Source organism: Actinomadura macra NBRC 14102 (genome assembly GCF_001552215.1).
In the GTDB taxonomy this organism is placed as follows: domain Bacteria; phylum Actinomycetota; class Actinomycetes; order Streptosporangiales; family Streptosporangiaceae; genus Spirillospora; species Spirillospora macra.
The window spans coordinates 46,852-65,868 of sequence record NZ_BCQT01000011.1 but is presented as its reverse complement, the minus strand read 5'-3'; the positions used below and the strand labels follow the sequence as shown (position 1 = coordinate 65,868).

At 70.4% G+C, this 19,017-nt stretch carries 19 protein-coding genes; 6 read left to right on the top strand and 13 right to left on the bottom strand.

All coding sequences use genetic code 11. The features are described 5' to 3' along the window. Positions 1-57: 57 nt before the first annotated feature. The 7 genes from AMA02S_RS20210 to AMA02S_RS20180 all read right to left on the bottom strand — a co-directional run bounded on the left by AMA02S_RS20210 (position 58) and on the right by AMA02S_RS20180 (position 8,144). Complete coding sequence (locus tag AMA02S_RS20210; RefSeq protein WP_067460928.1) at positions 58-1,500, bottom strand: amino acid adenylation domain-containing protein; 1,443 nt, start codon at positions 1,498-1,500, stop codon at positions 58-60. An 8-nt stretch (positions 1,501-1,508) separates the two neighbouring features. Next, entirely contained in the window at positions 1,509-2,258 is a 750-nt protein-coding gene (locus AMA02S_RS20205) for a thioesterase II family protein (protein ID WP_067460927.1), read from the bottom strand. Beyond that, positions 2,255-3,424 carry an acyl-CoA dehydrogenase family protein gene (locus tag AMA02S_RS20200; RefSeq protein ID WP_067460926.1) on the bottom strand — a complete coding sequence of 390 codons (1,170 nt, stop codon included), beginning with the start codon at positions 3,422-3,424 and terminating at the stop codon, positions 2,255-2,257. The genes AMA02S_RS20205 and AMA02S_RS20200 overlap by 4 nt, the downstream gene beginning before the upstream one ends. Next, positions 3,424-3,675, bottom strand: coding sequence for an acyl carrier protein (locus AMA02S_RS20195; protein WP_067460925.1), 252 nt, complete (start codon positions 3,673-3,675; stop codon positions 3,424-3,426). The genes AMA02S_RS20200 and AMA02S_RS20195 overlap by 1 nt, the downstream gene beginning before the upstream one ends. Positions 3,676-3,694: 19 nt before the next feature. Then, complete coding sequence (locus AMA02S_RS20190; protein ID WP_084265389.1) at positions 3,695-3,937, bottom strand: phosphopantetheine-binding protein; 243 nt, start codon at positions 3,935-3,937, stop codon at positions 3,695-3,697. Beyond that, complete coding sequence (locus AMA02S_RS20185) at positions 3,930-7,151, bottom strand: non-ribosomal peptide synthetase (protein WP_067460923.1); 3,222 nt, start codon at positions 7,149-7,151, stop codon at positions 3,930-3,932. Before AMA02S_RS20185 ends, AMA02S_RS20190 begins: the two co-directional genes overlap by 8 nt. Positions 7,152-7,325: 174 nt before the next feature. Beyond that, positions 7,326-8,144, bottom strand: coding sequence for a serine/threonine-protein kinase (locus tag AMA02S_RS20180; RefSeq protein ID WP_067460922.1), 819 nt, complete (start codon positions 8,142-8,144; stop codon positions 7,326-7,328). Between the two features lie 695 nt (positions 8,145-8,839). Between AMA02S_RS20180 and AMA02S_RS20175 the strand changes: the two genes are divergently transcribed. Beyond that, positions 8,840-9,445 carry a hypothetical protein gene (locus AMA02S_RS20175; protein WP_067460921.1) on the top strand — a complete coding sequence of 202 codons (606 nt, stop codon included), beginning with the start codon at positions 8,840-8,842 and terminating at the stop codon, positions 9,443-9,445. Positions 9,446-9,452: 7 nt separating this feature from the next. Beyond that, a complete protein-coding gene (locus tag AMA02S_RS20170) occupies positions 9,453-9,902 on the top strand; it encodes a hypothetical protein (protein ID WP_067460920.1) in 450 nt (149 codons plus the stop codon). Between the two features lie 662 nt (positions 9,903-10,564). On the opposite strand, the gene AMA02S_RS20165 is transcribed toward AMA02S_RS20170, so the two are convergent. Next, the gene (locus tag AMA02S_RS20165; RefSeq protein WP_084265387.1) at positions 10,565-11,665 is read right to left on the bottom strand and encodes an acyl-CoA desaturase; all 1,101 of its coding nucleotides are present in this window, start codon (positions 11,663-11,665) and stop codon (positions 10,565-10,567) included. Between the two features lie 238 nt (positions 11,666-11,903). Between AMA02S_RS20165 and AMA02S_RS43585 the strand changes: the two genes are divergently transcribed. Continuing rightward, a complete protein-coding gene (locus AMA02S_RS43585) occupies positions 11,904-12,422 on the top strand; it encodes a GlsB/YeaQ/YmgE family stress response membrane protein (RefSeq protein ID WP_218005057.1) in 519 nt (172 codons plus the stop codon). A gap of 345 nt (positions 12,423-12,767) precedes the next feature. On the opposite strand, the gene AMA02S_RS20155 is transcribed toward AMA02S_RS43585, so the two are convergent. After that, the gene (locus tag AMA02S_RS20155; RefSeq protein ID WP_067460918.1) at positions 12,768-13,523 is read right to left on the bottom strand and encodes a GbsR/MarR family transcriptional regulator; all 756 of its coding nucleotides are present in this window, start codon (positions 13,521-13,523) and stop codon (positions 12,768-12,770) included. A gap of 257 nt (positions 13,524-13,780) precedes the next feature. On the opposite strand from AMA02S_RS20155, the gene AMA02S_RS20150 reads away from it, so the two are divergent. Genes AMA02S_RS20150 through AMA02S_RS20140 form a run of 3 tightly spaced genes read left to right on the top strand, consistent with a single transcriptional unit; the run spans position 13,781 to position 16,187 of the window. Next, positions 13,781-14,443, top strand: a complete 663-nt coding sequence (locus tag AMA02S_RS20150) for a DUF4097 family beta strand repeat-containing protein (protein WP_067461294.1) — start codon at positions 13,781-13,783, stop codon at positions 14,441-14,443. Positions 14,444-14,469: 26 nt separating this feature from the next. Continuing rightward, positions 14,470-15,417 carry an ATP-binding cassette domain-containing protein gene (locus AMA02S_RS20145; protein WP_067460917.1) on the top strand — a complete coding sequence of 316 codons (948 nt, stop codon included), beginning with the start codon at positions 14,470-14,472 and terminating at the stop codon, positions 15,415-15,417. Then, complete coding sequence (locus AMA02S_RS20140; protein WP_067460916.1) at positions 15,414-16,187, top strand: ABC transporter permease; 774 nt, start codon at positions 15,414-15,416, stop codon at positions 16,185-16,187. The genes AMA02S_RS20145 and AMA02S_RS20140 overlap by 4 nt, the downstream gene beginning before the upstream one ends. A 199-nt stretch (positions 16,188-16,386) precedes the next feature. On the opposite strand, the gene AMA02S_RS41990 is transcribed toward AMA02S_RS20140, so the two are convergent. The 4 genes from AMA02S_RS41990 to AMA02S_RS20125 form a co-directional block, all read right to left on the bottom strand. After that, entirely contained in the window at positions 16,387-16,527 is a 141-nt protein-coding gene (locus AMA02S_RS41990; RefSeq protein WP_157430739.1) for a hypothetical protein, read from the bottom strand. A 70-nt stretch (positions 16,528-16,597) separates the two neighbouring features. Further along, positions 16,598-17,740 carry a chromate efflux transporter gene (chrA, locus tag AMA02S_RS20135; protein ID WP_067460915.1) on the bottom strand — a complete coding sequence of 381 codons (1,143 nt, stop codon included), beginning with the start codon at positions 17,738-17,740 and terminating at the stop codon, positions 16,598-16,600. A gap of 68 nt (positions 17,741-17,808) precedes the next feature. Continuing rightward, positions 17,809-18,192 (bottom strand): VOC family protein, encoded by a 384-nt coding sequence (locus tag AMA02S_RS20130; protein WP_067460914.1) that lies wholly within the window; start codon positions 18,190-18,192, stop codon positions 17,809-17,811. A 2-nt stretch (positions 18,193-18,194) separates the two neighbouring features. Next, positions 18,195-18,977 carry an arsenate reductase/protein-tyrosine-phosphatase family protein gene (locus tag AMA02S_RS20125; RefSeq protein ID WP_067460913.1) on the bottom strand — a complete coding sequence of 261 codons (783 nt, stop codon included), beginning with the start codon at positions 18,975-18,977 and terminating at the stop codon, positions 18,195-18,197. Positions 18,978-19,017 lie beyond the last annotated feature (40 nt).

The window sequence follows — 19,017 nt, the reverse complement described above, 5'->3', positions numbered from 1 at the left end:
ACCTGCAGCCCGGGCTGGAGAGACCGTGTTGGCTGGTGAGAATGCACCTTCACCACCTCATCCCGCCACGGCGGCAAGATCGAGCTTGCCGCCGGGCGTCATCGGTAGCCGGTCGACGGCAACGTATTTGGACGGGAGCATGGCTTCGGGCAGCGTCGCGGTGAGGTGGCGGCTCAGCTCCTCAGCGCCGGGCGCCTTGCCCGCGTCGGCGACGACGAAGGCCACCAGCCGCTCGCCCCGCACCACCACCGCGGCCCGGATCACGGCGGGATGCTCGGCGAGCCGGTGCTCGATCTCGCCGGGTTCCATGCGGACACCACGCCACTTGATCTGCCGGTCCGCTCTTCCGACGAAGCGCAGCAGGCCGGCCGGGGTGCGGCGGACCAGATCCCCCGTGCGATACATCCGCGCGCCTGGCCGGCCGGAAGCATCCGGCACGAAGCGCGTCGCGGTGAGGTCCGGTCTGTTGAGGTAGCCGGTGGCCAGGCGCGGACCCGCGATGTAGAGCTCACCGGTGGTCCCGGGGGGCACCGGCCGACCCATCTGGTCCAGGATGTGGATCCGGCTTCCCGGCAGCGGCTGCCCGAGGTGGGGCTCGGCGCCCCGGATCCAGGCCGCGGTCGTGTCAACGGTGCATTCGGTCGGGCCGTAGAGGTTCAGCGCCTCGATGCCCTCGGCCTCGGCCAACTCCCGCCAGACCCGTTCGGAAACGGGCTCACCGCCCAGGAACAGCCGCAGCACCCGCCCGTCCCGCGGCGGCGGGAGGAGCTGTTCACGGAGCATCTCCCAGTGCGTCGGCGTGAGGTCGAGGTCGGTCACGCCGCACTGGTCGAGCAGTACGCGCAGCCCGTCGGGATCGGTCCGGTGCCCCTCGTCCAGCATGACCAGGGTGTCGCCCCGGCAGACGCGGACCCACTGCTGGACGGAGGCGTCGAAGGACACGCTGGCGTTCCAGCCCACCACCCGGGGCGCGGTGTCATAGATGCCGGCCTGCTCCAGAGCCGTGACCAGCGACTCGACATTGGCTCGCGGAATCTCCACGCCCTTCGGCCGGCCTGTGGACCCCGAGGTGTAGATGACGTAGGCCATCGGCCCGTGCGCGTCCGGGCGGGCCGCGGTGACGGCCGCGTCCGGGCTGAGGACCTGGACATCGCCCGCCCATTGCGGGGCCGGGTCGTCGCAGACGAGGGCTTTGATGCCGGAGTCGACGGCCATGTAGGCGAGCCGGTCCGCCGGATAGGTGCGGTCCAGGGGAACGTAGGACGCGCCCGCGCGCCAGACGGCGAGCAGCGCCACCACGAGTTCGGGACGCCTGGGCAGGCTGACGCCGGCCCGGTCCCCCGGGCCGATCCCCAGATCCCGCAGCGCGAACGCCAGCCGCCGGCTGCGGCGGTCGAGTTCGGCGAAGCTGAGCACGGCACCCGTGGCGCGGACGGCCGGCTGATCCGGCGCCCGCGCCACGACCTGGGCCAGGCGTTCCAGCAGGTCGGTCGTCATCATGGGTCCCCTCAGGCCGATGCCGGAACGGTCGGCCAGTTGCGCCGCAGGACGGCGGGGAGGAACGACCGGTCCTGGAGGTAGAAGAAATGATCACCGTCGGTCAGCTCGCATCCCAGCCAGCGTTCGGTGTGATCGCTCCACGTGCCCAGTGCCTCGGTCGCCACCGCCGGATCCCGCCGGCCGCCCAGCCCGGCGATCGGCGTGGACAGCCGATGGTCGTGGTCGTCGGCGTAGTCGCCGCCGAGCGCGAGGTCAGCCCGCAGGGCCGGCAGGACCAGTTCCATCAGTTCCTCGTCGGCGACGAGTTCGGCGGAGGTGCCGCTCGCCCCCCGGAGCACGGCGACCAGGGCGGTGTCGGTCGCCTCCTGCGCGGACAGCGTTGTCAGGAAGGTTCCCGGCGCCGCGATCCCGGCGACCATCAGCCCGGCGGCCGGACACCCCTCCCGCTCCAGCAACTGCGCGACGTCATAGGCCACGAACGCCCCGAAACTGTGGCCGAAGAGCACGGTCCGCTCGGCCGCCTCGCGGAGATGAGGCAGACATGCCCGCGCCAGCTCCCTGATCGACCCGGCCTGGGGTTCACGCAGCCGCGGCCCCCGGCCGGGATACTGGACGCCGTGCAGGGCCCACTCCTCGGGCACCACGTCGTCCAGCGCCCACGCCGCGGAGGCGCTGGCGCCGGCGGGCGGGAAGAAGACCAGCCGCGGTCCGCCGTCCCTGACCGAGTGCAGCCAGCCGGTGGAGGACTCCGCGGTCATGAGCCGCCCTCCCCGCCCGGCAGGTGGAAGATCGTCTCCTTCAGCACCTCGGAGGTCCCGTCGACGATCCGGAACAGCCGCGCCTCCCGGTAGGCCTGCTCCAGGCCGTATTCCGAGAGCCAGCCCCGGCCGCCGAGCACCTGCATGGCGTCGTCGATGACCTCGCAGGCGGACTCGGTGGCCCACAGCTTGGCCATCGCCGCCTCCCTCATCGCGAGGCGGTGCCGGTCAAGGTCGGCGGCCGCCTGCCGGACCAGTGCGCGGGCGGCGGTGAGCTTGACGTCGGACCTGACGAGAAATTCCCTGATGTACTGCTTGTCGGCCAGCCGTACCCCGCCGACGGTCCGCCTCGCGGCATGCCGGCGCGCCACTCCCAACGCCCAGCCGCCCAGTCCCACGGCGCGGGCGGCCAGGCACACCCGGCCGTGGGTGAGCCGCTCCCCGGCCATGCCGGTGGCCCCGCCGATCTGTGCCGCGCCGCCGAGGACGGCCTCGTCGCCGACCCGCACCGCGTCCAGCTCGACCTCGTACTGGTCGTACCGGTGGTCCATCCCGGGCAGTCGCCGCACCACCTTCCAACCTGGAGTGTCGGTGGTGAAGACGAAGAACGTGGGGCCCGACGCCCCCGGGGCCACCGCGTTGGCCAGCACGATGGCCAAGTCGGCATGGGCGGCATTGGTGATCAGGAACTTGCGGCCGGTCAGGACCCAGCCCGCGCCGTCCCGGGTGGCCGTCGTGCGCAGCTCCCGCAGATCCGATCCGCCCTGCTCCTCGGTCATGGCCAGGCAGCGGGTCCAGCGTCCCTCGATCAGGGGACGCAGCCATCTCTCCCGCTGGCCGGGCGTGGCGTCCTGCAGGATCCAGCTCGGGCCGTCGTGGGCGGACAGGATGCGGAACCCGTACTGCCGTCCGGTCGCCGCCGCCTCCTCCCGCAGGTCGACCGCGATGCGCGCCGGGAGCGACCACCCGCCGTCGGCCTCGGGGAACTCCGCGGCGTACAGGCCCGACCTGATCCCGGCCTGCCTGCCGATCTCCCGCTGCTCGTCGTCGGGGAGGTCCGCCGCGTTCTCCGCCAGCCAGCCGAGCACCTGCCGCAGAATCTTCCTGGACACCTCGGGTTCCTGCGCCATCCGCTCCGGAGCCGTGGTCGGTACGAAATCGTTCATCAGGACCCCTCCCGGGCCGCCTGCGAGATCGCGTGCACGTAGTCGCCGAACCGCGGGTGTTCGAACAGAACCCGCAGCTTGGGCTTGATCCCGAACACCTCCTCCAGCCTGGAGGAGACCGACATCGCCGCCAGCGAGTCGCCGCCGAGCAGGAAGAAGTCGGCGTTGTCGGATACCTGCTTCTTCAGGACGGCCTCCCACATCCCGCGGACGGCGGAACGGAACTCGGCCGCCTCGACCACCTCTGTCATGGACCGCACCTCCGCCCGGCTAGACCGCCGGGCCGACGAGGTCGGCCACCCGGTCGGCGAAGCCCTTGAGCGTGCGCAGTTCGAAGATGGCCGACAGCGGAATCCGCGCGTCGAGGTCTTCGCGCAACGCCGCCGTCAGGCGTACCGCGAGCAGTGAGTGCCCGCCGGTGAGGAAGAAGTCGTCGCCGTCGGCGACCTGCTCGATGTCCAGGACCTCAAGCCAGCGCCTGCGGACGTTGTCGATCACGTGCTGCTCAGTCATTGGCACTCGATTGCTCGGGCAGCCGACCAGCCGGCCACGGCTGCTGCGGATCGGTCAGGACGTGGTCCAGCAGCGCGAGGAGCCGCTGCTGCAACCCCGACACCAGGGGGCCGGGGTAACCGAGGAGATCGTGTTCCCACCGGAGCGTGTAGGCGCCCGCGTGGCGGCGTCCCGTGCTCCGCGCGTGCTGCAGGGTGCGGTTCATCACGATGACGTTGAGCTCGTTCTTGGAGTGGCCGTTCGCCAGCTCACGGACCACCGGCCGCCACTGGCCGAACCGCAGCCGCGGAAGCGGCGAATCGTGCTGGCTGAAGAGGACCGGATACAGCAGATCCCGCCCGAGGCCCGGCGCCGAGCCGGTCACCCTCAGGATCTCCGGCGTGGGCAGCCGCTGGTGCCCGGCCGCCTCGGTGATCACCGCCATCTCCGCCCGCACGGCCTCGGCGGCGGTCTCCGCGGGATCGGGCGTCCTGATCATCGGCAGCACGTTCACGAACATGCCGACGATGTCCCGCGTCTCCACGTCACGGTTGGCGAAGCTCGACCCGATGATCTCGCCGCGGCCGCAGTGCTCGAAGAAGGTCTGCCGGAACGCCGCCAGCAGCATCGCGAACGGTGTCACCCCGAGCCGTGCGGCGGTCTCCTCCAGCAACGCCGAACGCGCTCCGCCCAGCGGCTGAAGTCGGACGTCCGATCCGGGCCCCGCCGTCTGCGACGGGGAAATCGGAGTCACGGCATCGCCGGACACCGTGGCGAGCCGGTCACGCCAGTACCGCCGATCCTCCTCACCTTGGGGTCCACGTACCTGTTCTAGCTGTTGCCTCGCCCAGTCGAAGTAGGTGTAAGAGCTGTCCGGAGCCTGCCAGACGGTGCCCCGTTCGAGGGCGCGGTAGGCGTCCTGGAGTTGGGACAAGAACACACCCACAGACCAGCCGTCGTGCACCAGATGGTGCTCGCGCTGCAGCAGGACGGTCCCGCCCTCGTGCTGGATCAGGTCCCAGCCGAACAGGGGAAAATCGTCGTAGCGGAGAGGCGCGGCCACCAGCTCCTCGACCAGCTCGTTCACCGCAGCCGAGCGCACTTCGTGCCGGACCAGCCGTACCGCGTCCGCCAGGTTCCTGCGCGTCCCGGTCAGGCCCCGCGAGGTCAGCCGCCAGTGGCTGCTCAGCGCGGGCTGGCCGGCCAGCACGGCGACCAGCGCCTGCTCCAGCAGGCCGGCGTCCGGAGCCGACGGGCCTTCGAGGACCATCTGGTACTGGTACTCCAGGCTGCTCCCGGTCAGCTCCTCCACGAACACGATGGCCTCCTGCGTCAGGCTGCCCGGGCCGTCCAGCGCGCCGCCGTGTGCCCGTTCCCCGTCGGCGGCCAGCCGCGCCACCGCCCGAGCCTGGTCGCTCAACGACTGGGTCAGGGCCAGCCCGCCGGGAGGAATCGGGGTCCCGCGACGGGCCGAGACCCGTGCCCGCAGCGCGACGAGATCGAGTGAGCTCGCGCCCAGATGGGCCAGGCTGTCGGCGCGGGTGCGCGGCGCAAGCCCGCAGATCTCCCGCCAGTCGGCGGCAAGTACGGCCTCCTCCTGGCTCAGGTTTCCGGGCTGTGTGGAGCCCTCGCCAGGGGGCACGGGTTCCATCAGGACGCCGGGATCCGGAAGTGCACTGCGGTCGATCTTCTGATGTGGCGTCAGCGGCATCTCGGCCAGCGGAAGCACCAACGCGGGGACCATGTGCTCGGGCAGCCGCTCGCCGAGCCAGCGCCGCAGGTCCGCGCCGGCCGGCTCGCCGGTGCCGCAGACGTAGGCCACGAGACGGGGACGGCCGGGCTCCGGCTCCCAGACGGTCACGGCCGCATCGTGCACGGCCGGATGCGCACACAGCTGCGCCTCCACCTCGCCCAACTCGATCCGGAAACCGTTGACCTTGACCTGATGATCGGCTCGTCCGAGGAACTCCAACTGGCCGTCGGGCCGCCAGCGCACCAGGTCGCCGGTGCGGTAAAGCCGCTGGCCCGCTCCCAACCGGTCAGGCACGAAACGCTCTGCTTCCAGGCCGGGGGCGCCCAGGTATCCGCGCGCCACCCCGGCACCGCCCACATACAGCTCGCCCTCGGCCCCGACCGGCACCGGTTGTCCCGCCGCATCGAGCACATAGGCCGTCACATTCGCGATCGGCCGCCCGATCGGCGGCGCGCCGTCCGAGCCCTCGGGGACGTCGGCGGAGGTCGCCACCACGGCGGTCTCCGTGGGGCCGTACAGGTTGACCAGCCGGTAGGACGCGCCGGCCGGCGGCGACACGCGCAGCTTCTCGCCGCCGGTCATCAGGATTCGCAAGGCGGAGTCCTGCAACCACCCGGTTCTGATGGCCAGCGCGGCCACCGGCGTGATCAGGCAAACGGCCGCCAGCCTGTGCGCGACCACCCAGCGGCACAACTCCTCCGGCGACCGGCCGAGGCGCTCCGGCGCGAGGTGCAGCTCCGCGCCGGCGACGAGGTTGCCCCAGATCTCCCAGGACGCGACGTCGAACCCGACGGCGGCGGTCTGGCCGACCCGATCGCCGGGCCGGATACCCATCGTCCGCGCGTGCCACTGGACGGTGTTGGCGATGTTCCGGTGCTCGACGACGACGCCCTTGGGCTGCCCGGTGGAACCGGAGGTGTAGATCACATAGGCGGCGTCCTCGGGCTCGGAACGCACGGCCGGGGCCGCGACCCGTCCGGGGGTCGACGTCCACAGGTGCGCCTCCAGCCGCTCACCCCGGATCTGAAGCCGCTCTGCCACGTCGGCGGTCCGCTCGTCGGACAGCACCAGGTGGACTGCGGCGTCCTCCACCATGAAACGGAGCCGGGGCAGCGGATATGCGGCGTCCAAAGGCAGGTACACGCCGCCCGCCTTGAGTACGCCGAGCCAGGCCACCACCAGCGTCGCCGACCGGCCCAGCAGGACACCGACCACCGTGCCGGTACCGACGCCGAGCGCCCGCAACCGGGCCGCGACGATATCCGCCCGGCGGTCCAGCTCGCGGTACGACAACGCCTCCGACTCGTCCACCAGGGCCACCGCGTCCGGAACGGCTGTCGCCCGCTCCTCGACAAGGGCCGGGATCGTTTGCATCGGGCCGAAATCAACCCGAGTCGCGTTCCACTCCACCACGACGCGGTGCCGCTCGTCGTCGGACAGCGCCGGGTGCACCCGTGGACCGCGGGAGTTCAGACTGGGCACTTCGCATCTCCTCTGTCGATGTGCCGTTGTCGTCACCCTCTGCGGGCGGTCCATCGGGCCGCTATCGACTCACCATCGGTCGCCGGCCGGCCTCGCGACGGGCGAAAGGCGCAGGGCGAAGCCGCACAGGCGTCACTTCGGTGAGGAGGTTGCGCTGATGGTGCCGACGGCTCCTCACACGGGCGTGTACTCGCTCGGCGAGCCGACGGCGGGCAGGTCGCACATGACTTGACGGGCGTTGGGCCGCTGGGATGGTTCCTTGGCCAGGCATGCGGCGGCCAGTGCGCGCAGCCGCCCGGGCAGGCGGCCGAGTTGGGGATCGTCGTTGAGGATCCGCCGCATCACGGCCGGGATGGTGTCGTCGCCGAAGGCGGGAGAGCCGTTGGCCGCGTACACCATCGTGGTGGCCCAGGCGAACATGTCCGCCGCGGGCCCGGCGCGTTCGCCGAAGAAGTGCTCGGGAGCCATGTAGGCGGGCGTGCCGACCACCTGGCTGGTGGCGGTCGTGCTCGCGTCCAGTACACGCGCGATCCCGAAGTCGATCACCCGTGGACCGTCGCGGCCGATCAGCACGTTGGCCGGCTTGAAGTCACGATGCACGATGCCGGCATGATGGATGGCCGCGAGCGCGGTGGCCGTGCCGATCGCCAGCCGGTCCAACTCGGCGCCACGGCGCGGGCCGTTCCGGCGGACCAGGTTCCGCAGCGACGGCCCGGCGATGTACTCGCACACGATGAAGGGCCGCTCGCCATCGACCTCGGCGGCCAGGACGGCGGCTGTGCAGAAGCGCGCCACGCGCTGGGCCGTGGCCGCCTCGCGGACGAACCTGCCCCGTGCCCGCTCGTCCTGGCCACGGTGCATCACCTTGACGGCGACCTGCTCCGCGTCGTCGGTCTCGGCGAGATAGACGACGCCCTGACCGCCCTCGCCCAGCCGTCCGAGGAGCCGAAGACCTCCGAGCTCCGGAGGGTCGCCGGGAAGCAGCGGCTCCATGATTTCCTAACTCCCTGCCGTGTCGGACGTTCCGGACGGGCACCGCGTCGTTCCGAGGCGTCGGCAGCCGACCACGTCTGCCGGCGCGTGACGGCGAATCCGATGTGGGCAGCCCACGTCCCCATCAGCAGACAGGTGGCACCAGGAGCGAGGAGGCCGCCTCGGCCGGCTGCGTGCGGCCAGCGCTCGGCGCGGCGTCGTGGGCGAATGCCACGGCCGTGGCGATGTCAGCATCATGACCACCTCTACGAACGCCACCGGCGTGTGCGACTCGCAGGGTTCCGGCGACATGAGCGCAACAACAGTGGACCGCATACCGATCATCGCGGAAACCGCGGATCGAAGAACGGCCCATCTCCCAGACCGAACACCGGTCATCGGGTGCGGTGATGACCCTTTCGGGGATCGGCTGTTTCCCGCCTGATCCGATCGGCGTTGGGTGAGGGACGAGCACCACAGCCCGATTCTCGCATTCTGTGGATGATCGAGGCTCCCCCTTGTCCGCCAGGCTCGTTTGAGGACATGCCCCCAGGATTCCTCGGCACAGCTCTGACTTCAGCCAGCGAACAGCAGAAGTGAATCGAAAAAGCAGCGACTATCTTGATTCTCTTCACCACCTCGACCCTCAACCAAGAATAGTTTGGAAATAATCCGAGGAAGTGTTTCAGGTTGTCTGTCACGGGCAGTCTGGATGCATGACTCTTTTTCTGATCGGAGTCGCCGTTATCGTCATCGTGATCATTGTGGTCACGGTACTGATCATGCGGACGATGCGGGGGCGTGGCAAACTGCGCGGGCAATTCGGCTCGGAATATGACCGTGCCGTAAAAGATCGCGGAAACTGGCGTGCGGCCGAACGAGACCTGCACGACCGGCAGAACCGTGTCGAGGACATGGAGATCCGCCCGCTGGCCCCCGCGGCACGCGACTTCTACCACGCCGAGTGGACCCGGGTGCAGGACCGTTTCGTCGACACCCCCGAGGACGCACTGTCCGACGCCGACCAACTCGTCCGGCGCGTCATGGCCGACCGCGGCTACGAGACCAGCGAGTTCCAGCAGCGGGTCGCCGACCTGTCCGTCAAGCACGCCCCCGCACTCGACCACTACCGCAGGGCCCACGACATCAGCGCCCGCGCGGCCCGCAAGGAGGCCTCCACCGAGGATCTCCGCCAAGCCATGGTCCACTACCGGACGCTGTTCGACGACCTGCTCGCCGACAGCATCGGCGAGCGACCGCAGAACGGCGGCCAGCCGAGCAGGACGGCCCCCGACCTGCCCCACACCCCCAGGAAAGGCTGACACCACCATGACCGATCACAGCTCGAAGACGATGCGCACCCCCGCCGGTGAGCCCGCCGGGATGCCGACCGAGCAGGCCATCGGAAACCAGGCCACCAGCGTCCAGGGCCCGGGCCCGCAGAGCACCGGCATGCGGGACGTGAGCAAGCACGGCACAGGCGGCCAGAGTGCTCCGGCTGATGGCGGGCACCAGGAGCTGGCGCCGATGTTCGAGGGCCCCCGTACCAAGGAACTCCAGGATCGCTGGCACGACATCCAGGCCGCGTTCGTCGATGACCCCCGTAACGCCGTCCGGCAGGCGGGTGCTCTCAACGACGAGATCGTCGGTTCGCTGACCACGGCACTCGACGAACGCAAACGCGTCCTCGACCTGGGGATCGCCAACGGCGACACCGAGCAGCTCAGGATCGGCATGCGCCAGTACCGCCAGATGCTCGACCAGATCCTCGCCCTCTAGTACACCGCGAGGGCACCGGTCCTCGGTCGAAGACCACCAGTCCGGCGGTACGCAGCCAGCCCGGCGACGCCGGGCTGGCGCGTCAGATCCCATGGGAATGGCTGACCATCTCCACGGCAGCTGGAACCGGATCCGCCTGCGAGGACAAGGGGAGGGGTCGATGATTCTCGGTCACCGGATCGACCGGCAAGGTCGGCGGCCAGGTCGTGAGCCGGCTCATCGCGGCGGGAGCCCGGGTACGGTCGCTGACCCGCGAGCCCGGCCCGGCAAACCACACCTACCGCCGATGGGCCACCGGCTTCCGCTGACCGCGGCGGCAAGCACCGCGCACCAGCCTGGCCGGCAGGTAATCCCGGCCTTCCTGCGGACGCGTGGAGACGTCTCCTCCACGGCTTCTCATCCCCCAGTGCCACGTCGGTAACCGGCACCGGTTCACGTCATGACCAGCGCCACGATGCCGATGACGGTAAGGACAAGGGCCAGCGCGATGGCGATCCCGCCCGCGAGTCCCTTGATCAGCAGTCCGTACTCATCTGCCAGGGTCACGTGCCCACCCGCCCTGTGGACTCCGTGATGGGCCGGCCCAGGAGTGCGTCGGCTCGACGCGCCGCCCCGAAGCGCCCCGCCCGCAGAGTCCCGGTTCGCCCGGGAGGTGCCCGCCATCAGCCGGCGGGTCTGACGGCAGCGGTGGCGGCCGGCGCTGGACACGGCGCGCTGTGGGGTTCGGGCCGGTCCTGCTCTGCGCCGTGTCCTGTTCGGTCCGTGCGGATGTTCCGGACGCGGCGACTGGTGTCGGGCCAGTGGACGTCGGTGGCCCATCCAAGGCGTTCGAAGACGCGGATCAGGTCGGCGGAAAGGTCGAGCTGGCCGGGTCTGCGGCCGTGCCGGGCGCAGGTGGGATCGGAGTGGTGGCCGTTGTGCCAGCTCTCTCCGAGGGAGGGCAACGCCAGCGGCCACAGGTCGGTGGAGCGGTCGTGGCGGCGGGTGGAGTGCGGGCGCGCGCCGATCACGTGGCACAGGGAGTTGACGCTCCAGGTGATGTGTTGCAGCAGCGCGATCCGGATCAGCCCGGCCCACAGAAACGCGGTGACGCCTCCGTGCCAGGTACCGCTGAGGGCCCACCCGACCGCGAACGGCAGTGTCAGCGACAGCGCGCACAACGCGGGAAAGGCCCGTCCGACGTTCGTGATCGCCCGGTCCGCCCGCAGGTCGGGGGCATAGCGCGAGATCGAAGTCGGGTCATTGCCGAACATCCAGCCCAGGTGTGCATGCGCCACGCCGCGAAGCTGCCCCCTCAGGCTGGTCCCGTATCGATAGGGGGAGTGGGGGTCACCGGGACGGTCGGTGAAGGCGTGGTGGCGGCGGTGGGTGGCGACCCAGCCGATCACGCTGCCCTGGAAGCTCATCGACCCAGCGACGGCCAGGGTGACCTGGAGCCACCGGCGGGCGGTGAAGCTGCGGTGGGTGAGCAGCCGGTGGAATCCCACCGTGACGCCCAGACCCGTCACCGCGTACAGGACCAGAGCGAGCAGGACGTCGGGGAGGGTGATGGCCTTCCCCCAGGCCAGCCATACCCCGGCAATCAGCCCGGCCAATGGCGCCACCACGATCGCCCCGGTCAGCGTCGTCTGGACAGGCGAGGCCCCCGTCCTGGACCCCGGGGCGCCCTCGGGACGGGGGAAGGGGGCAGTGCCGTCATAGCGGCCGTCGCGACCGTTCCCCCGTCGCGCCGGTCGGGAGGCGATGATCTGTTTGGTGCCCATAATGCCCTCATCTGAAAAGCGAAACGATTACTGGTCCAGGAGTGGCCGACCATCTCTCAGACAAGCCCACCGGCCGGTTTCGGGACACAGGCAATCCGCGCTGAGGTCATCACCAGAGCAGATCGCCTCACCCCCACCACGGCACGGCGCACGCCGTCCCGTGCAGAAGACGCCCCCCGACCGGCAGGGGAATTTGCCTTCAAACAGGACGCGCTCTCCCCTGGCGGCATCCCCGCACATGGTCATCGATCGTGGTGAAGACCTTTTCGAGGAACGGCTGTTTCCCTCCACGCTCGGACAAGGTTCATTGAAGGAGAACGTTTTCGAGAGCCCGGTGGCCGCGCTCCTGCGGACCATGACGGGTCCCTGCCTTGACCGGTTCGGAAGACCGTCGCCTGGCAGCCATTCGATTGAAGGCTCGTCTAGGAGTTCGGTCATGGGCATCATCGCCTGGATCATCCTCGGCCTGGTGGCCGGGGCGATCGCCAAAGCCCTGATCCCCGGCAAGCACGCCGGAGGATTGGTCGTCACCACGCTGATCGGCGTCGCCGGAGCATTGCTGGGAGGTTTCCTGGCGACGCGACTGTTCAACGTCGACGGCGTTCAGGGGTTCTTCAACCTCTCCACCTGGATCACCGCCATCGCCGGCTCGGCGCTTCTTCTGCTCGTCTTCCACCTGATCACCTCACGCGGCGGCGGACGCAGAGGCGGCCCGCGCTCAGGACAGCGTTCTGGCGGCTGGGCCAACCGCAGGTGACAAGGCCAGGGGTGGCGGGTCTCCCCGACAGTGGGACCCGCCACCCCGCCAGTGCGCGCGGCACCGACCAGGTCGCGGCCAGCACGGTCACCGAGTCCCAGCACTCCCTGTTCCCCATCTGATCTTCGATGGGACCTCTGACGCGGGCTCGGCCGGCGTCGAACGGGTTCGGGGTGAGGACGTCCCGGAAGGCCGGACCTTCAACGGCCCCTGCGGAGATAGCCGGTGATCATCGCGACGACATCGGCGCACCGCCCGACCGCATGTACTACCGCGTCTCCCGCGCCGCCGTCCCACCTCTCCGTCGACCTTCGACCCGTCACCTGGCACTGGCTCCCGGCGCTGCTATCCGTGATCTGAACTCGGCTCGGTGGTGGCGTCTGAGGTCGCTTCGGTCGTGGTGTAGAGGATCTCGTGGGCCTGTTCCGCGGCGCGGGTGAGTGCTTCGCTGACGAAGTCGAGGAAGCGGGCGACGTTCTCCAGGCGGGTGGCGGCCGGGGTGCCGGGGCCGAGGACGCCGATGCCCTGCTGTGCGACCTCGACGACCCGGGCGTTGTCCCGGACGCTGCGGATCATCGACTGGTACCACAGGTCGTCGTCGACGACGTAGCGCTCGCGGCGGCGTTCGTCGCGTTCCCGGCGGACGAGGGCCAGGCCCTCAAGGAACGTGATCGCTTTGGAGATGGACGCCGGGCTGACCTGGAGGCGCTGGGCGAGTTCGGAGGCGCTGAGGCTGCCGGTGTCGGTGGTGTAGAGGCAGGCCAGCACCCGGGCCATCATCTTGGGCAGGCCCGAGGTCATCAGGACGGTGGTGAGGGTCTCCTGGTAGGCGCGCACGGCCTCGGCGTCGCGTCCGTCGGGCTGCGCGGGCGCCTGCGAGCCACGGGGCGCGGCCTGCCGGCGCCGGTGGGTGCGCTGCTGGGTGGCGCGGTGGGCCAGGTCGGCGCGGTAGCCGGTGGGGCCGCTGTTCCGCGTCACCTCACGCGTGATCGTGGAGGTCGGACGGTCGAGGCGGCGGGCGATCTCGGCGAAGGCCAGGCCGTCGGCCAGCCCCGCCGCGATCTGCTGGCGTTCCTGCTGGGTGAGCCTGCCTCCCGGCATCACGGACCCCTTTCACGCCCCGCAGGGCTCCCTGGCGCTGCTCGGTCTGGGCTGCTGCCTCAGCATAGCGTTCACCCTCATAATATTGCAACGATCGATCTTCGTTTGTTGCGTTAAACGAGAAGCCAGTGCAACGATTGATCTACTTCTACCTGCATAAACGCTGTTCTTGTGCAAAGATCTTGTTGTGCAAATCTAGAAAGCAACGTAGCGTTTCGCTTGTTCGAAACACGAGTGGCCAGCGCGAGGAGAGCATGATGCAGACGTTCGACACCCCCGCCCCGATCTCCGCCGTCCTGGACGTCCCCGCCGGGCGCGTGCAGTTCATCGCGGCCGACCGCGCCGACACCGCGGTCGAGGTCCTGCCCGCGAACGCCACCAAGGGACGCGATGTGAAGGCGGCGGAGCAGACCACCGTCGACTACGCCGACGGCGTCCTGCGGATCGCGACTCCGGTGAGGAACCAGCACGTCGGGCCGTCGGGATCCATCGAGGTGACGGTCCGACTGCCCGCCGGTTCCCGGGTTGAGGCAAAGGCGGCCAGCACCGAGTTGCGGAGCGTCGGCCGCCTCGGCGACGTCGCCTTCGAGGGCGCGTACCGCCAGATCAAGCTGGACGAGGCCGCGAGCGTCCGCCTCACCGCGGTCGACGGCGACGTGGAGGTCGGCCGGCTCAACGGCCCCGCGGAGATCAGCACCCAGAGAGGCGACATCCGGATCGTCGAGGCCGTGCGCGGCAAGGTCGTGCTCCGCACCCGGTCCGGCGACATCTCGGTCACCGCCGCCGCCGGGGTCTCGGCCTCCCTGGACGCCGGCACCGGCCTCGGCCGCATCACCAACGCCCTCAAGAACGATGGCACCGCCGAACTCGACATCCACGCCACCACCTCATACGGCGACATCGCCGCCCGCAGCCTCTGACTCGCGGCCTCCCAAGGAGCACCCTCATGACCACCCTGGCCATCGCGGCGAGCGGGCTGCGCAAGTCCTATCGCGACAAGAGCGGCGACAAGGTCGTCCTGGACGGCATCGACCTGGCCGTCCCCCAAGGAACGGTCTTTTCCCTGCTCGGTCCGAACGGGGCCGGCAAGACCACCACTGTGCAGATCCTGTCCACGCTGATCCGCGCCGACGCCGGCCAGGTTCACGTCGCGGGATACGACGTGAACCGTGAGGCCGACGATGTGCGCGGCGCGATCGGGGTGACCGGGCAGTACTCGGCGGTCGACAAGCTGCTGACCGGCGAGGAGAACCTGCTGCTCATGGCCGACCTGAAGCACCTGCCGAGGCGCGAGGGCAGGCAGAGGGCCAGAGAGCTGCTTGCGCAGTTCGATCTGGTCGACGCGGCCGCCAAGTCCGCCGGCACCTACTCCGGCGGCATGCGGCGCCGGCTCGATCTGGCGATGACGCTGGTCGGCGACCCGCGCCTGATCTTCCTGGACGAGCCCACCACCGGACTCGACCCGCGCAGCCGCCGCGCCATGTGGGGCATCGTCCGCGACCTCGTCAAGGACGGCGTCACCATCTTCCTGACCACGCAGTACCTGGAGGAGGCCGACGAGCTCGCCGACCGGATCGCCCTCCTCGACCGCGGGCGGCTGATCGCCGAAGGCACCGCCGAGGAGCTCAAACGGCTCATTCCCGGCGGCCATGTCCTGCTGAAGTTCGCCGATCCGAGCCGTCTCGACGCGGCCCGGCTGGCCCTCGGCGTCGGCACCCCCGACCCCGAGGCGCTCACCCTGCAGGTGCCGAGCGACGGCAGCGTGCGGGTGATCCGGCAGGTGCTCGCCGTCCTGGACGAGCACTCGATCGAGATCGACGAGATGTCGGTGCACACCCCCGACCTCGACGACGTCTTCCTCACCCTCACCGGCCACAAGGAGGCCCTTCGATGAGCGCCCTCGCCCTCGCCGCGCGCGACTCCTCCACCATGGTCCGGCGCCAGCTCAAGCGCCTGCTCCGCTACCCGTCCATGACCGTGCAGCTGATCGTCACGCCCGTGGTCATCCTGCTCCTGTTCGTCTACGTCTTCGGCGGTACCCTCGGCAACGGACTCGGTGGCGGCCGCGACGCCTACATCAACTACGTCGTCCCTGGCATCCTGCTCATGGCGGCCGCCACCGCCGCGACCGGGACTGCCGTCATGGTCGCCACCGACATGACCGAGGGCATCATCGCCCGCTTCCGCACCATGCGGATCTCCCGCGGCTCGGTCCTCACCGGGCACGTCGTCGGCAGCGTCATCCAGCAGCTCCTCGGCATGGCCGTGGTCATCGGCATCGCCCTGGCCCTCGGGTTCCGGCCCAACGCGACACCCGTCGAGTGGCTGGCCGCCACCGGCCTGATCACCCTGTTCGTCGTGGCCATCACCTGGCTCGCGGTCGCCCTCGGCATGAAGTCCCCGACCCCCGAGGCGGCCAGCAACGCGCCGATGCCGCTGATCTTCCTGCCCTTCCTCGGCAGCGGCTTCGTCCCCACCGACTCCATGCCGTCGGTGCTGCGCTGGTTCGCCGAGTACCAGCCCTTCACCCCGATCATGGAAACCGTCCGCGGTCTCCTGCTCGGCACCCCGATCGGCAACAGCGCCGCCATCGCCACTGCCTGGTGCACCGGCATCGCTGTCGTCTCCTACCTCTGGGCCAAGAACACCTTCAACAAGACCTGACCGTGGACGGCCCGACCGGAGCGGCCCCCGAAGCCCGGGCGCATCACGCCGTAGCCGGCGGGGTGAGCCCGGGCCGCGGGATCTCGATGTTCGCGCCGCCGTCGGTCATCGACGCGCTCGGGCCCCCGGGAGGCCCGGGGAGGCCGGACGTGACGCCAGTCCACCGAATGCCAGAAGACGATCATTTGCGCGGCCATGGTCATTGCAGGGCCGTGTACTGGATACGACATCCGTTGGCCTGGGCGAAGGCGGGGTCGAGCTGGCCGCCGTCGGGGAAACGCAGGAAGATCCGGAAACCACGGCGCAGGTCGCCGCCGAGGGTCGCGTCGGGTGGGTACACGGCGCTGGCCCCGGTGGTCTGCGTAGATCGGCGCCGAGATGAATCCGGCGCACTGCGTGTCGACCTGTGATCAGCCGGGCAGGGCCGCTGTGGTGAAGGCGGCCAGGACGCCGAGTGTCGCGGCTCCGAGAAGCGCGGTCACGATGCCGCGGCGCAGGACCAGCAGCCACACGACGGCCAGGGCTAGGACGCCAGCCTGCCACAGGTGGGCCAGGGCCTGGGTGAGGGGGATCGCAGAGCCGGCGATCGCGCCGATCGCGGCCGCGCTCGCGCCGGTGAGGAAGGCGTGAACGCGGGGGTCGGTGCGGAGCCGGTCGAAGTACGGTCCGGCGAGCAGGACGAACGCGAAGGAGGGAGCGAACGCGGCCAGGGCCGCCAGCAGAGCCCCGCCGAGTCCCGCGGCGGCGTAACCGACGACCGCGACGGTCTGGACGACGGGTCCGGGGGTGATCTGCCCGAGGGCCACGGCGCTGGAGAACTGGGCGTCGCTCATCCAGTGGTAGGTCTGGACGGCATCGTGCTGCATCATCGGGATGATCACGAAGCCGCCGCCGTACGACAGAGCGCCGACCTTGGCCGCCACCCAGGCCACCGCGCCGAGCCCGCCGGTGGCCGCGGCCGCGGGGGCCAGCAGCAGCGGCAACGTCCGCCACCGCGATTCGCGCCCGCGCGCACCGGTGGTGATCTCGATCAGCCCGCAGCCCAGCAGGACCACGACCACCCAGGGGCCGGTCACCGCCGCGATGGCACCGCCTGCCAGCAGGTACACCGTCCACCGGATCCGGGCGGCGGGGCGCGTCCCCGCCCTGCTCCAACTGGCGGGTAGCAGCCCGGCCGCGGCGTGCACGGCGACGACGGGCACGGCCGCCGCGGCTCCGGCCGCGGCTCCCACGACCCACCGGGGCGGATGTTCGGCCAGGAACACCGCCGCGAGGCCGAGGATGAGGACCAGGCCGGGCAGGATGAAGCACAGGCCACCGACCAGTGCGCCGGGGATGCCACGTAGCCGCCACGCGCTCCAGATCGCCAGTTGGGTGGAGGCCGGGCCGGGCAGCAGGTTGGTGGCGGCGATGCCGTCTTCGAACTCGCCGGCGGACAGCCACCCGCGCTGCTGCACGCACAACTGGCGTAACAGGGACACATGGGCCGGCGGCCCCCCGAACCCGATGCAGCCGATCTTTCCCCACTGCGTGGCAATCTCCGCAAGGCCCACCCGCTCGGCTTGACCAGCCTCGGCGGATACGGGGCGCCGAGGCTGCCCTTCGTTGTCCGCGTCGGCCGTCACGGGACGGGCTGGAAGAGCTCGATGAGGTTGCCCGCGGGGTCGGCGAGCAGGATCTGACGTCCGCCGGGGCCGGCGACCACATCGCCGCGGAAACTCAGCCCGGTGCCGCGCAGCCGCTCGATCTCGGCATCCAGGTCGCCGATGATGAGGTGGATGCGGTTGCGGCCCGGCGTGCTGAAGTCGCGAGGTGTGGCCCGTGCTCCGGAGCTTGCCGGGCCCGACAGCAGCAGCCGCAGCGGACCGCGGACCACCTCGGCGAAGGCGGGCGCGGGGTGGGCTTGCAGGGTGAAGCCCAGGTGAGTGGTGTAGAAGCCGACGGCGGCGGCCACGTCGTCAACGATGTAGCGGACGCTGGCCAGTTCCTGCGGTGCTGTCTTCATGGTCAGACCTCCGAGTTGGTGGCGTGGACGAGGAGGGGCAGCAGGTAGCGGACGCGGGTGTCGATCTGCGCCGCCATGTGTCTGACGGCCGGACGGCTCGCCTGATCGTCGGCGGCCGGGTCGGGGATGCTCCAGTGGGCCGGCCGAGGCTCGGCACGGAACTCGGGGCGGACCTCGCGGACCTTGTCGCACAGGCTGATCAGGTGATCGAAACGGCCGTGGTCCACCGTGTCCAGGTGCCGCGGCCGCTGGTCGGCGATGTCGATTCCGTAGTCCTCACGCAACACGTGCACGGCGTCCGGATGGAGGCGCCGCCTGGGGTGGCTTCCGGCGCTGGCCACCTCCACACGGCCCCCCGTGCGGTGACGCAGCAGGGCCTCGGCGACCGGTGAGCGGGCGCTGTTGCCCGTGCACGCGAACAGCACACGCGGCCAGGCCCGCGGTTGGGTGCCCATGACCGTTGGTGGGGCCGTGAGCGGGGCCGGTTCCAGGCGCAGCGCCGGGTGCAACGCGACACCGGCGGCGGTCAACTCGTGTGCGCAGCGGTCCAGATCGAGGTGATAGTAGCTGTCGCGGCCGTCGAAGCTGCTGCGACGAGCGGTGACCAACCCGCCTCGGCGCAGCAACCGCAGGTGGTAGGACACCAGGTTCTGCGGATGGCCGAGCAGTGCGACGAGCTCACGCACCCGGTAGTCGCTCGCGGCCAGTGCGGTCAGCAACCGCCACCGCAGTGGGTGGGCCGCCATGTGCACGAACCCCGGGACCGTTGGCCTTGCGGGCACCATGTCGCCAGAATACATCAAATCAATTTGATGGACTGGACGG